The organism is Bifidobacterium subtile, from assembly GCF_000741775.1.
GTDB lineage: Bacteria > Actinomycetota > Actinomycetes > Actinomycetales > Bifidobacteriaceae > Bifidobacterium > Bifidobacterium subtile.
The window spans coordinates 103,331-117,220 of sequence record NZ_JGZR01000002.1; the positions used below are offsets into that span (position 1 = coordinate 103,331).

Sequence of the window (13,890 nt, forward strand, 5' to 3'; positions counted from 1 at the left end):
GCCTCGTTTCTTCCATCCGGACTGTAACCGTTGGCCCCGGATTCCCACCGGATCAGCCGCTTGACGCGGGTCGCGGGCTTCTTCTTCACCGTTATGCGTCGAAAGACATCGGAATGGAAGTTACCGCCAGTAAGGATTTTCACCTTCCCTGAAACTTGCGAGTTCTTTTATACCCCTCGCCGGGGCGCGATGCAAGGGGCATCTCTTGTAGCGGACAAGATGACCAGAGGGCAGGCGCGGCGAATGCCTGTCTGCAGACCACGATGCCGCGGCCTTGGCGAAGCTGCGGCATCGTGGTCTCGTCGCCGAGTCCTGCGGCGGCGCAGCCCATCGATTCCGCGTGCTCGGTTCAGGCCTGCCGGCGCGAGAATCGTCCGCCATCACCCCATGTCCAGCTGCCTGAGCCGGCTCCGATCTGGAAGTGGAGCTTGGCTATCCCCAGATCGTTGAAGGCGTGATTGTCCTGCACGCTGTAATCGATATGCGCGGTGGCCGTATCGTCGTCGGCATCGTAACGGAAGCGGATCGGCTGCAGATTTCTGGCGCTGGGAGACTTCATCGCCGCCTCGACTCCTGCGGTGAACCACTTCAGCGCCGAAGCCCGGTCCTCGGCACTCATGGCCGGAGTGAACTCTTCGAAGGATCTGCTCGAGCGATGTGCACGCTGCTCCTGCGCAAGGTCCTCGTAGCTGCGCTGAGCATAGTCCTCATGATGCTCCGGATGCCCGATGGCAGCCACGAGGTAGAGCTCCTCGCCGCGATTGATGCTGCAATGGCGCTCCACCTGCTCGCGATCGATGCTTGCGGCCACCCAGCAGGTGCCCAGCGAACGCTGCACGGCCGTAAGCACCACGCGCTCGCCATAGAAGCCGGCCTTTTCCCTGCCCTCGTTGTCGCCGCGCGGACCCACGATGGCCAGATAGTTCATGACGTTCGCGAAGCGGCCGGATGCGACAGCCGAGGAGAACGCCCGGTACTCGTTGCAAATGAGCTGAAGATGCAGTCCTGACAGCGTATTGACGGCGTCGAGGGTCATGTCGAGCTGGCGGGCCGTGTCCTCGTCGATAGGAACGGGGTCATAGCGACGGATGGCTGTGCGGACGGCGACGGCGTCAATGAGCTGGGTGTGCGACATACTTAGATTATCGCGCATATCAGCCTGCATGGCATCCAGGAAACGCCGCTGACGAGCGATTGAGAACGCCGAAGCAACGGGTTTTGCCCTAGACCGCGCCCCTGCGCGAGCTTGCATGAAAACGTTTGCCTAAGTTTTGCGAGGGCCAGCAGCGTGTCGGGCACCGGGCGCGATAGAATCGCGGATATCGATACCGTTATCCTACAGAGAGGTAAGAGATGATTGAAACAGCACAGGCGTTCGGCGTTGACATCGGCGGCTCGGGAATCAAGGCTGCACCCGTCGACTTGGAGCAGGGCCAGTTCGCCGAACCCCGTCTGAAGATCCTCACCCCGGAGGTCTCCACTCCTGATTCGGTGGCGCAGATCGTGCGTCAGCAGCTTGACCATTTCGAGGTGCCCGAGGACGTTCCTGTGGGCATCGCCTTCCCCGCGCCGATCAAGCCCGGACGCAAGCTCGATTTCATGGCCAACCTCGACCAGTCGTGGATCGGCGTGGATGTCACCGAGGTCTTCTCCGCCGCCTGCGGACGCCCGGTCACCGTGGTCAACGATGCTGATGCCGCGGGCTTGGCTGAGCAGCAATTCGGCGCCGCGAAGGGCCAGGATGGCTTTGTGATCGCCACGACGCTGGGCACAGGCATCGGCACCGCGCTGATCTATGACGGCGTGCTCATCCCCAACAGCGAGCTGGGCCATATCGAACTTCCCAAAGGCAAGGGCGATGCCGAGAAGTGGGCGTCCTCCGCCGTGCGCGAGCGGGAGGATCTGGACTACAAGAAGTGGGCGAAGCGGCTGACCAAATACTACGGTCTGCTGGAAACGTATCTGAACCCGGATCTGTTCGTCGTCGGCGGCGGCGTGAGCCGCGTGAGCGAGAAGTTCCTGCCTTATATCGACATCAAGACCCCCATCGTCCCGGCCACGCTGCGCAACGCCGCCGGTATCGTCGGCGCCGCCTACTACGCGACGACGAAGCGAAACGGGCAGTAAAGTAAGCGGCGAATAAGGATCGATGTTCTTCGAGCGAAGGCCCGCCGGCGGGAGTCGGCGGGCCTTCGCATGCCGCTCGCTCGACTTTTGTCGAACCACGGCCTTGCGCACATCGGCAAACTGGCTGTCGTCGCTTCGCAAGCAGGCATATCGTCGCGAATTCTTGTTGCGCGGCTAGGCTGGGCATGTGCGTTTTTCTTCACGAGTGGATATCAGCGAGCCCAATCCCATAGCTCAGGCAGATGCGCGGGCTGCGAGCCGAGGCATGGCATTGGGCAGGCTCAACGATTCGAATCCGACGCGGCACGGCCTAGGTCCCGCTGCGATTCCCGGCGTCTACGCCGCTCAGCCTCGCGGGCCGCTCAAGGCCCGCGAGGCGCTGGCGGATTTTCTTGGCTCGCGCGATATGCGTGGTTCCCAGGGCGGCGGCGATCTCGAGAGCCGCGGCGGCTCTCGGCGCGCTGTCGACCCCGAACGGCTGTATCTGCTCAGCTCGACCTCGCAGGCCTACTCCTGGCTGTTCAAACTGCTGTGCGACGCCGATGACATCGTGCTCGTGCCCAAGCCCGGCTATCCGCTGATCGAATCGATCGCACGCCTGGAATGCGTGCGGACGCGCGAATATCAGCTGGGCTTCGACGGTTCGTGGTTCATCGACGCGGCGGCCTTGAAAACGTTGCTGAACGGCCCGGACGGCCCGCGCATTCGAGCCTTGGTGCTCATCAATCCGAATAATCCCACCGGTTCGTACATCAAACCGCAGGAACGCGGCGCAGTGGTTGCGCTGTGCCGCGCGCATGACGTCGCGCTGATCGCCGACGAGGTGTTCTTCGATTATGCGCTTGAGCCTTTCGCCGGCAATGCGCGTCTTGCCGGCGAAAATGGGGTTGTGACCTTCGCCTTGGATGGCTTCTCCAAAATGCTGGCCGCCCCGCACGCCAAAGTCGGATGGATTGAGGTCTCCGGGCCGAAGCCTGACGTGGACGAGGCGCTACGCCGGCTCGACGTAATCGCCGACGATTACCTGCCGATGAGCGATATCATCGCCGAACGCATCCCGGAGCTGCTGGCCGCCGCCCCAGCGCAGACGGAACGAGTCGGATCCCGCGTGCAAGGGAATCTCGCCGCGCTGCATGCGATGCTGAGCCGGGACCCTGACGGACTGGTGTCCGTGCTGCGAGCGGAAGGCGGGTGGAATGTGCTGCTGCGACTGCCGGCTGTATTGGATGAGAACGATGTGGTGCTGGCGATGATTCGCGATCACAGGCTTTCCGGTCAGCCCGGCTACTTCTTCGACATGACGTCGAACGGCTACCTCGCCCTGTCATTGCTGCCCGAACCTGAGGAATTCACACGTAACGTGCGGGCGGTGCTCGACACCGTCGCAGGACTTTTGGATTGAAACACTACATGAACCAAGAACGCACCCCGTAGTAGAGCGCGGGGGCCGTGTGGATCAGCGCGTCATCGCGTCCGGGGACGAAGAAGGACAGCACCGTTGTCACGAGGCTGGCAAGCATCAGCGCCAGCATCATGATCCGCATGAACCAAAGCGCGGAGAATAGCCGGCAGCTGCCCGTGCCATGGCTGCCGCGGCGTTCTCCTCCGCGCCATGATTCGTGGCGCGATGCCAGGCGACGCAGCCCGGACGAACGCGTATCCGGACCCGTGCTCAACTCCCTCTCCGCAGATGGCGGCGAATCGGTTTCCCGCAGCATCACCAGCATGACGGCGATGGCGCCAAGGGAGAACAGCCATCCGGAATCGGTCATATAGCGCCAGCCGAGCCCTCCTCGCGCGGCATCCACCAGTATCAGAGCCATGGCCAGCGACAGGCAGACCATCATGGTGCCCCACAATCCCGAGGCGCGCAGCCGGCGTCGAAGGAACGGCAGCGCCCAGGCCAGCAGCAGCGCCGGGCACAGCACGAACAAGCCGCCGACCAGCGGTTCCGTATACGCCCATTGCGCCAGCGGGGTCGGGGAGAGCGCTAGGAAGGGGAAGCCGCTCGTCACGCGCAATGGCAGCGCGAGATAATAACCGGCGATCGTCAGGATGTTGGACGACGAGGGCGCATACCGCGTCATATCGGTGACTGTGAGCTGGTAGCTGTCGCCGAAATCGAAGGGGGAGCCGAATCGCGCCGCATTGTATGCGCCAATCGGCACAACCATGCATAACGCCGGCACCAGCACCGCGCACGCTGCGCGCAGCGCTCCGATCGCCGGCGTTGCGCCCGGTCGCGCTGCGCGCAGCACGGCGGCGATCTGCCGAAGGAAGAGCGGGAAGCCCAGCAACGCGACCAGAGCGAAGGTCGGCCGGCACCCGACGTTGGCGGCTATGCACAGGCTGCCCGCAGCCAGATGCGGCAGCGATATCGCCGGCGCATCGCCGATGCGCCACATGCCACGCCCGTCGTGCCTGGGGCCGCTCGCCGCTATCCAGAACCACAAGCCGAGTGCGCTGAGCAGCAGCGAAGCCGCGAAGGGCACGGAATAGAAATTCCTGCGCAGCCCTAGATATGCGACATTCGATCCAATCAGGAACAGCAGCAGCGCCATCGACGTGGCCCCGAGCGAAGCGTGCGGCGCGAGGCGACGCACCAGTCGGACGATAAGCAGGCTGCCGACGACCACGAAGCCCGTCACGAGCAGCAGCACTGCGGCCGAGGCGGGCAGCATCTCCCCGCCCGGCGTCCACAGCGCGGAAATCATGCGATACGGCGCAAACAGCGCGATAGCAGGCAGCACGCCGAAATACGAGAACCAATGACCCTGATGGAACGCATAATCCCAGTAGATCGGGCTGACCCCTCGTGCAAGCAATTGCTCGCGCGTCGCGGTATCATAGGGGTTGGCCGCGGCAGCCAGCTGCTCGGGCACCGGCAGATCGAGCCAGGTCCGGCCGTGCAGCAAGGCATCGGCCATATGGCCGTATTGGTCGAAATCATACGTGTATTCGCCGGGGACATGAAAAGCCAACGGTGCCGCCGTGCGCAGCTGGCCGATGATGCCAGCTGCAGCCAGCGCGACCATGAGCAGCAGCGGAACGGCGAAGGCGAGGCGCTGCCGTGCGCTTGCCGGATCGAGCGTGATCCGCCACAACGCCGATCTCGGGCGCAAGGCCGCGATGATCAGCATGATCGAGGCCATGACGGCCACCCTGAGCCAGTCGAACCGGAACGGCACGCGCACGTTGGCGCGAGCCGCGCGAATCGCAATCAGCGACCCTGCCGGCTCCTGCAGCCACAGGCGTATAGTCGCGCCTGCATCGGCATGCAGATACAAGGAGCGAGGCGCACGCAGATCCACCGATTGCGAGCGACCCGCGTTTCCGTCTGAATCCAGTCGCACACGCACCGTCGAGAGCGTGCCCGGCGCATCCTTTGCACGCGGCCCGTGTGGCATCGGCAGCGGATCGAGCCGCGCGAACGACGACGAGCCGTCGGCTTCGAATTCGAGATAGGCCTGGGTGGGATCGACCACCTTGAGCAGCCCGTCGGCGGTGCGGACCACGCCCGGTCCCATCGCATTGCTCGCCCCATCGGAATCGGTGCTGGCGGCGAGGGTGGTCCAGAACGGGAGGTTGAAGACCACGCATTCCATCACCAGCGTCAACGCCGCCGCCAGCAGGGCGCGTAGCAGCGTCCGGCGGTGCTTTCGTAAGGGTCTCATGCGTGCGATCACCCCATTATTCTATAAGCATCATGTCTGAGTGGATTGGAACAATGAGACGCATGCCTGAATTCATCCACGATACGAACGAGCATGCCCGCTCAGGGCGCGGATCTGCCATATTCGCACGGTTGCGACGCGCGATTCGCTCCCTCGGCATGGCGGGTGATGGCAGGCGGCAGCCAGGCGGCGCGCATGACGCCGGCCCCTCGACCTCCTCGCACGACGGCGTTGCCGGTCTGCTAGACGATTTGCGCCAAGGCGCATTGACGCTTCCCGCACTGACCAAGCACCGGATGTTCACGCAATTCGAAGGCGTTCCCGATGCCTTGGCGCTGGGCTGGGCCCAGCTGCCGCAAAGCAATGGCCAGGCGTTCTCGCTCGGCGTATTCATGGGCGAACGGCATTTCGCCCAGATTGCGCTCGCCGATGGCAAGGGACGCGTGTTCATCGGCACCGATCCGGCCATGGACACGCATGGCATGGAGCCCTGTCTGATCTTCGGCAAGGAAGGGCTGTCCCGCTTGTCGCAGGACAGCCGTTTGGGCAAATCCGGCGTGACGCAGGAATCATCGTTCGAATCAGTGCTGAGGCAGCTGAGGCTGGCGGCGCAGCCCGGGCAGTCGGGGCAAGGGCAGCACGGCGTCGACGTCGTACGCGGCGGCATCGTGGGACGCGATACGAGCGGGCAGATGATGTGGCTCGCCTCATGGCTCAAGCACGCCAATCGCTACACGCTTGAGCAGCTGCGCATGGAGCTGCCCGAATCGATGCGCTTCGATCTGGAATATCGCGACGCCATAGCCATCGCCTTCTTTGGCGCCTACATGCTGGTGCAGATCGGCGGGCAGCTGATTGGCTTCGGCTCGGGCAATATCTTCCGCAGACTCAACCGCGAGGCCCCGATGGGGGCCATCAGGCGATGCGTGCGCGACATGAACGACGCGCGCTCGCGCGGCCTGCGCGTCTCAGGGCTGGAAGAATATTTCTCCGATCTCATGGAGCAGGCCGGCGCGATGGAGCCGACTGCGGGCCTGGAGGCGGTGCATGGGGCGGAGCCGTTGCATCTGTATACGTCGAGCTACTCGGGAAGCTACTTCTTCGCATGGGATTCCTCGATGGAATTTGCTCCTGCGCTTACAGCGCTGCGCATCGAAGGCAATCTCAATCGCTTCTCCTCGGTCAGCGGATGGCTGGAACGCAATGCGCGCATCGGCGCCATGCCGATTGAAGACACGGTCACTCGCATTCAGGCCGCTCAGATCGATCTGGCGCTGCTCGAAGACCCCGCCCTGAGCGCACTCGGCTTCGACGACCAGCAGGCGGCTGACCTGAGCGATGACGATGGCATACGGGCCATCGAGCATATGCTTGACGTGGCGCAGGAGAGTGCGCATGCCATTGCCGATGAATCGCCCGACCCGGCAGGCAACGCGAACGCCCGTTCGGATTCGGAGTGGGTATACCGCCAGACGCTGGCGACGCTGCTGCGCCGACTGCGGCTGCCCTATCGTTTCGACGTGGAATTCCGCTCGAATCTGGGAGATGGCAATGCCGCCTTCGCTTTCACTACGGCGGGCATGTCGATGATGCCCACGCAGCGCTATGAGCGCGAAACGCACACGTGGGCGGAGATCAGCCCGGAGCGTCGGGCGGCGATGAGCGCCGAATACAATCTGCGCATCGGTCTGATCATGGCGGTCCTCGGCTTCGGTGCCAATCCCCGTATCGGGAAGGTGTCGCTGCACATCGATTCGATCGGCCTGGAGGAGGCCGTGGCCGAGCAGGACAGCGCGATCACGCAGCTGATGAACCAGGCGCTGAACGCTTTTGAGCGTATGCGCACGCCTGATCTGCGCTTCGATTCGTCCAAGGCCGGCCCCAAGGACGGCGACATGCATGGGGACCCCTCACGTTCGAACGCGGCGCCTCATGACGAGGATTTGCGGCGCCGGGGCGAAAATCCGGCGACTCAGACAGGTCCGGAGTCGAATATGCATCCGGCTTCCGGCGAGGCCGGCAGCGCTGGAGACGAGACCGCGAGCGGGAATGGAGGCGCTGCCGCGAATAGTGCCGCCGACGATGCTGCGAGCGCCGATGAGAATGCCGGCGGACCCGTGCGCGACGAGGCGTCCGAGAATACGCATGGGCGGGAGGATCAGGCGCGGCCGCGCGGCGAACAGGGCACGCAGCCTTCGATCGATCGGCAGTTCGAGGATCTGATGCAGGGCATCGCCTTCCCCGACATTGATGAAATGACGTTCGACGCGATGGGCGGTGGCGCTGCCCACGAGATTCAGACGGCGGGGGAGGATGGGCAGGCTGGCGGCGACGATCCGCTTGAGGCCCTGCGCCGCAACCCCAGCGTGCGCAATATGGTCACGGTCACTTTCACGCGCGAAGAGCTGCTGGCTCGGCTGCGCCAGGACGGGTTGCGCCACCCAGTCGAGACCTACCGTCTTTTCGGCGCGGTCATGGATGTGGACGAGCGCGGCGGGCTGCGCGCCGTGAACGCTGATTTCAATCTGCGCGACGCGCGTTTCTCGCCGCTCGGTTCCCAGGAGGAGCCCGAGCTCTCGGATGTGGACTTCACGCCGAGCGTGGCGCATGTGCTGGGTGCCAGCAGCACGGTAGGGCTCTCGATCCAGCGTGAGGATCTGCTGCAGCGCGCGGTCGACGATTTCCATCGGCTTGCCGCCGACGCTGTGAAGCCTTCCGTAGCCAAGGCTCAGCAGGCCATGCGCATCGTCGATGAGCTCGGCGACCCGGAGCTTGCCGGGCTGGCTCCGCAGGTCGGCAGCGCCTTGATCGACAATCAGGACACGCCGGATTTCGAATTTTCGCTGTCGCCGCAGCTCGATCAGGAACGGATCAAAACCCGTGACATGCTGTTCTCGGGGCAGGTCGATCAGGCCCTGCAGCATCTCATCGGGCAGGTCGATCGGCTTGATGAGATGTTCGCAGCGGGCGACGGCGTGCCGCGGTACTTCAACTCCTACGCGGAACGCGTGGTCTACAACCGTCTTTTCGCCACGCCCGGCGAACGCACGGTGCTGATACCCGACAACCTGTTCTATGCGCATATGGAACTGGCCGATGTGCTTGCGCAGCTCAAGGGGGCGAAGGAATCGCTGCCGCAGCTCAATGCGATGGTGTCCTATGCGCCGGCCTACCCGTTGTCGCATCTCAAGCTTGCCGTGCAGCTGGCCCGCAACGAGGACTGGGACTCGGCCAGAGCCGCCTGCCTGAACGCATTGCGCGTCGCGCTGGACCGCAACGACGCCGCATTCGCGTACTATCGCTTCGCCTACGCCGAATGGATGCGTGACGAGCTGGACGTTGCGGCCGCAGCCTACATCATGAGCGATCATATAGCCTCCGGGAGCATCGGCGCACTGGATGCGGAGCTGCATGAGCTGCTCACCCGCGCGCAGTCGCAATGCATCGCCGTTCCGCGCGACGTGGAACAGGCGCAGCGCCTGCTTGCCGCGCACGACCTGCCGGTCTGGCCGCATACCGAGGCAGCCGCCATCGTGCGCGATGCGGCGAGGGTGTGCGTCGACAACGCCATGTTCGTCCCGGCACGCACGCTCTCGGTCGCCGCAGCGCGGATGAACGATTCGGGCGATGACGGAATCGATATGGCGCAGGCGCAGTTCCTGAGGTCGCTCAACACCTGAGGCGGAGCTATGCGCACTATTCTCATAGCTCATCGCATAGTGCGCACGAAGCGAACATGCTCGGCGTCGATGGTCTCTGGCATGAACCTTGCCATTCCGCCGTTTTGGAGGGGAATTGCTTCGACCCCGATGTTCGGTTCGTGCGCACTACACGAATCGCGGCATGCGTAGTGCGCATATACAATCGTGACAGACAATCCATATCCACGTAAGTCATGCAGGTGAAACGACTATGAGCGACACGATACGAACCTCGTTGGAACCAGGCTCGGCGGCGTGGATCGCCGCGCTGCAGCCAGCCGACGCCGATGCGATGCAGCTCGACGATCTCGACGTGAGCGCGATGAGCGCCGAGAATGCTGCCAGACTGTGGGCTCGGCTGGCCTCATGGGTGGAATCCGACCAGATCGCCTATTACGTGAACGACGCTCCGACCGCATCGGATGCCGCCTATGACGTGCGCATGCGCTGCCTGCAGGCGCTCGAAGCCGCGTTCCCGACGCTGGATTCGCCGCAGTCGCCGACGCATCGCGTGGGCGGCGCGTTCTCGAACGATTTCGCCTCGGTGCGCCATCCCTCGCGGATGATGAGCCTGGACGACGTGTTCTCCATCGAGGAGCTGCGCGATTGGTACGATTCGGTTTGCCGCGATCTCGACTGGCCGCAGGACAAGCCGCTGCCGATGACGTGCGAGGTCAAGATCGACGGACTGGCGCTCAATCTCATATACCGCAACGGCGTGCTCCAGCAGGGCCTGACGCGCGGCGACGGCGTGACCGGAGAAGACATCACGATGAACGTGCGCACCATCGCCACGATTCCCGCCAACCTGTCCGGCGATGCCAAGGATATTCCCGAATTCGTGGAGATCCGCGGCGAGGTGTTCATGCGCTGGGACGACTTCCGCACCCTCAACGAGCGCAACGAGGATGAGGGCAAGGCTCCGTTCGCCAACCCGCGCAACGCCGCAGCCGGTTCGCTGCGTCAGAAGGACCCGCGCATCACCGCCACGCGGCGGCTGAGCTTCTATGCTCACGGCCTGGGGCAGCTGCGCTGGCCGGGCGGCCGGGTGCCCCAGGGCGCAGGCCATCTCGAAGACCAGTCGCAGGCCTATGCCTTGTACCAGACTTGGGGCATCCCGGTCTCCCCGCACAATCGCGAGGTCACTGATTTCGACCAGATTCTGACGATGATCGACTATTACGAAGAGCATCGCGGCGACATCGAGCACGCGCTTGACGGCATCGTGGTCAAGGTCGACGATCTGGCGCTGCAACGCACGCTGGGCGCCACGTCGCGTGCCCCGCGTTGGGCGATCGCGTATAAATATCCGCCCGAGGAGGTCAACACCGAGCTGCTCGACATCCAGGTGCAGGTCGGGCGCACGGGCCGCGTCACCCCGGTCGCGATTCTGAAGCCGGTGCTGGTCGCCGGCTCGACGGTGTCGCGCACGACGCTGCACAACGCCTTCGAGGTCAAGCGCAAGGCCGTGCTCATCGGCGACACGGTGGTGGTACGCAAGGCTGGCGATGTGATTCCCGAACTGGTCGGGCCGGTTTTGAGCCGTCGCGAAGGGCGCGAGGATCAGCTGCGCGAATTCGTGATGCCCAAGCATTGCCCCTCCTGCAGCGCAGTGCTGGCGCCGGCCAAAGAGGGCGACAAGGACATCCGCTGCCCGAATGTGGAGGCGTGCCCGGCCCAGCTCACCGAGCGCATCATCAGCCTGGCTTCGCGCAAGGCCTTCGACATCGAGCACCTCGGCGAGCAGAGCGCCGTGGCGCTGACCAATCCGGAGGAAAATCGGCCGAGCTCGGCGGATACCTATGCGCCGAATCTGCGCGAGATAATCGTCGATCCTGGTGAATCGCCCAAGCCCTATGAACCGGTCGAAGGGTTGGGGCTGCCGCCCGAGCAGATGCCAGTGCTCACCAGCGAGGCAGGGTTGTTCTCCATCACGGCCGAGGATCTGCGCAGCGTGTACGTCTGGCGCGAGGCGCCCATCATCGAGGTGAGCGCGCATATCGACGAGTCCGGGCGCAAGCACAAACAGCGCCGGCGAATCGGCAGCTCAGGCCTGTGGCACCGGGTGCCCGCGTTCTATAATCAGAGCAAATCAGGCGAAATCGCCGCCAAGCCCTCGCGCACCACGCTCGCCATGCTCGACGAGATCCAGAAGGCCAAGGACGCCGACCTGTGGCGGGTGCTCGTGGCGCTGTCGATCAGGCGGCTTGGGCCTCCCACCGCGCGGCTGGTGGCCACTCGTCTCGGCTCTCTTGAGGCCATCGAGCAGGCCAATGTCGAAGAGCTGTGCGACATTGACGGCATCGGACCGGAGATCGCCCAATCAATCGTGGAATGGTTCGCCGCCGCGCATACGCCCGGCGATTGGCGCGGCGCGATACTTGCCGCATGGAAGGCCGCAGGAGTCGGGCGCGGCGTCGAGACCAACAATGAGCCGCAAACGCTGACGGGCAAAACAGTCGTCGTCACCGGATCTCTCGAAGACTTCAGCCGCGACTCGGCGAAGGAGGCCATCATCTCCCACGGCGGCAAGGCCGCAGGCTCGGTGAGCAAGAAGACGGATTACGTCGTCGTCGGCGAAAACGCCGGGTCCAAGGCAAGCAAGGCCGAGTCGCTGGGTCTGCCCATGCTCGACGAATCCCAGTTCAAACGCCTGCTGGCGACCGGCGAACCAGGGGAGGCGAATACGTCGGCGGACGAGGCGTAACGCTCGGAGTTGGAGCTCCATGTCCGAAAAACGGCGTATGATTGGCGAGGTCACCGCCGGTGGCCACCTTGCGCGAAAGAAAGGTGTGCCCTTGTCCGTCGAATATGTGTCGCAAGTCGATTCCACTGCTGGAAAAAGCACTGCCGAAGATAACACTATGGAAAGTGCCGCCGTCGGCTCCGCAGCCGATCGATCCGCAGCTTCGGATCATGCTCCTGACTATCCTTCGTCGCTCGTCGGCACCAGCGTGGTGACGCTTGACGATATATCGACCTCCCAGATTCGCGAGCTGCTGCACCGGGCGCAATACATCGACGCCCACCGCAAGACCGTGGCCCACACTTGCGATGGCAGGGTGCTGGCCACGTTGTTCTATGAGCCGAGCACGCGCACGCGCCTGAGCTTCGAAACCGCGATGCTCCGCCTCGGCGGACAGGTCATCGGCTTCGCCGGCGCACAGCTCTCCTCGGTGAGCAAGGGCGAATCGATTGCCGACACGCTCAAAACCGTGTCCAACTACGTCGACGTCGTCGCCATTCGCCATCCCAAGGAGGGCGCAGCGCTCGTCGCCTCACGTGCGGCCTCGGTGCCGGTCATCAACGCCGGCGACGGCGGGCATATGCATCCCACGCAGACGCTGGCCGATCTGGCCACCTTGCAGTCGCGCTTCGGGCGTGTCCAGGATCTGACCGTCGGATTGTGCGGCGACCTCACCTTCGGCCGCACGGTGCACAGCTTGATCGAAACGCTGTGCCGCTTCGGCCATGTCAATTTCGTGCTCATCAGCCCCGACGAATTGAAGACTCCGCAGTACGTGCTCGACCGCATCAACGCGACCGAGACCTGCTCGTACGTCGAGGTGAGCGATTTGGCCGGCAGCATCGGCGACCTCGACGTACTCTATATGACCCGTGTGCAAAAGGAACGCTTCTTCAACGAGGACGACTACCTGCGCCTGCGCGACACCTACATCCTCGACGCCGACAAAATGCGCCTAGCGAAGCCGGATATGGCAGTGCTGCATCCGTTGCCGCGCGTCAACGAAATCGCCGTCGAAGTTGATGACGACCCACGAGCCGCCTACTTCGAACAGGTGAAGAACGGCATGCTGATGCGCATGGCGCTCGAAAGCGCGGTGATAGGAGACAAGCTGCCGGGCTATGAGCCGCTGCAGCAGGAGGAGGTGCGGGTCTGATGGAAGTCACCAGCATACAAAACGGCATCATCATCGACCATGTCCCGGCTGGGCAGGCATTGAAAGTGCTCGAATATCTCAAAATCGACCCGGCTACGACGCAGCTGGCGCTGATCATGAACACCACGAGCAACCGATTCGGTTCGAAGGACATCATCAAAATCGAAACCGAGAAGGACATCAACCTTGAGGTGCTCGGATTCGTGGCTCGCCAGGCAACGGTGGACATCGTGCGCGGCGGGACCATCGTCAACAAAGTCAGACCGACGATGCCCAGCCACCTCGTCAACGTGCTGACCTGCGCGAACCCACGCTGCGTGACCAGCAGCGAAACAGGCCTCGACCAGATGTTCCACCTCGCGCAACGCGAGCGCGGCGAATACCGCTGCGACTACTGCGACGAAAAGGCGAAGCGGTAAAGGCGACCCTGCTGCATCGGCGGCATCACATCCGGCATTGCATTGATAGCAATTGACAGCAATTGAC

Annotated in this window: 8 protein-coding genes and 1 riboswitch; of the genes, 6 read left to right on the plus strand and 2 right to left on the minus strand. The window is 63.7% G+C overall.

Annotation, left to right across the window (positions count from 1 at the left end):
• Nucleotides 1-160: riboswitch (FMN riboswitch) on the minus strand.
• A 189-nt stretch (nt 161-349) separates the two neighbouring features.
• On the minus strand, nt 350-1,135 hold the full coding sequence (locus BISU_RS01475) for a nitroreductase family protein (RefSeq protein WP_226839155.1): 786 nt from the start codon (nt 1,133-1,135) through the stop codon (nt 350-352).
• A gap of 218 nt (nt 1,136-1,353) precedes the next feature.
• Between BISU_RS01475 and ppgK the strand changes: the two genes are divergently transcribed.
• Entirely contained in the window at nt 1,354-2,127 is a 774-nt protein-coding gene (gene ppgK, locus BISU_RS01480; protein WP_024463758.1) for a polyphosphate--glucose phosphotransferase, read from the plus strand.
• Nucleotides 2,128-2,314: 187 nt separating this feature from the next.
• Nucleotides 2,315-3,529 carry a pyridoxal phosphate-dependent aminotransferase gene (locus BISU_RS01485; protein WP_024463759.1) on the plus strand — a complete coding sequence of 405 codons (1,215 nt, stop codon included), beginning with the start codon at nt 2,315-2,317 and terminating at the stop codon, nt 3,527-3,529.
• A gap of 4 nt (nt 3,530-3,533) precedes the next feature.
• On the opposite strand, the gene BISU_RS01490 is transcribed toward BISU_RS01485, so the two are convergent.
• A complete protein-coding gene (locus tag BISU_RS01490; protein WP_081672732.1) occupies nt 3,534-5,801 on the minus strand; it encodes a hypothetical protein in 2,268 nt (755 codons plus the stop codon).
• Nucleotides 5,802-5,863: 62 nt separating this feature from the next.
• Here BISU_RS01490 and BISU_RS01495 point away from each other — a divergent pair, with 62 nt between their 5' ends.
• The 4 genes from BISU_RS01495 to BISU_RS01510 all read left to right on the plus strand — a co-directional run bounded on the left by BISU_RS01495 (nt 5,864) and on the right by BISU_RS01510 (nt 13,823).
• Nucleotides 5,864-9,481, plus strand: a complete 3,618-nt coding sequence (locus tag BISU_RS01495; protein WP_024463761.1) for a tetratricopeptide repeat protein — start codon at nt 5,864-5,866, stop codon at nt 9,479-9,481.
• A gap of 202 nt (nt 9,482-9,683) precedes the next feature.
• Entirely contained in the window at nt 9,684-12,209 is a 2,526-nt protein-coding gene (gene ligA / locus BISU_RS01500) for an NAD-dependent DNA ligase LigA (protein ID WP_051246123.1), read from the plus strand.
• A 91-nt stretch (nt 12,210-12,300) separates the two neighbouring features.
• Nucleotides 12,301-13,404, plus strand: coding sequence for an aspartate carbamoyltransferase (gene pyrB, locus BISU_RS01505; protein WP_226839156.1), 1,104 nt, complete (start codon nt 12,301-12,303; stop codon nt 13,402-13,404).
• Entirely contained in the window at nt 13,404-13,823 is a 420-nt protein-coding gene (locus tag BISU_RS01510) for an aspartate carbamoyltransferase regulatory subunit (protein WP_024463764.1), read from the plus strand. Before pyrB ends, BISU_RS01510 begins: the two co-directional genes overlap by 1 nt.
• The last annotated feature ends 67 nt before the right edge of the window (nt 13,824-13,890 follow it).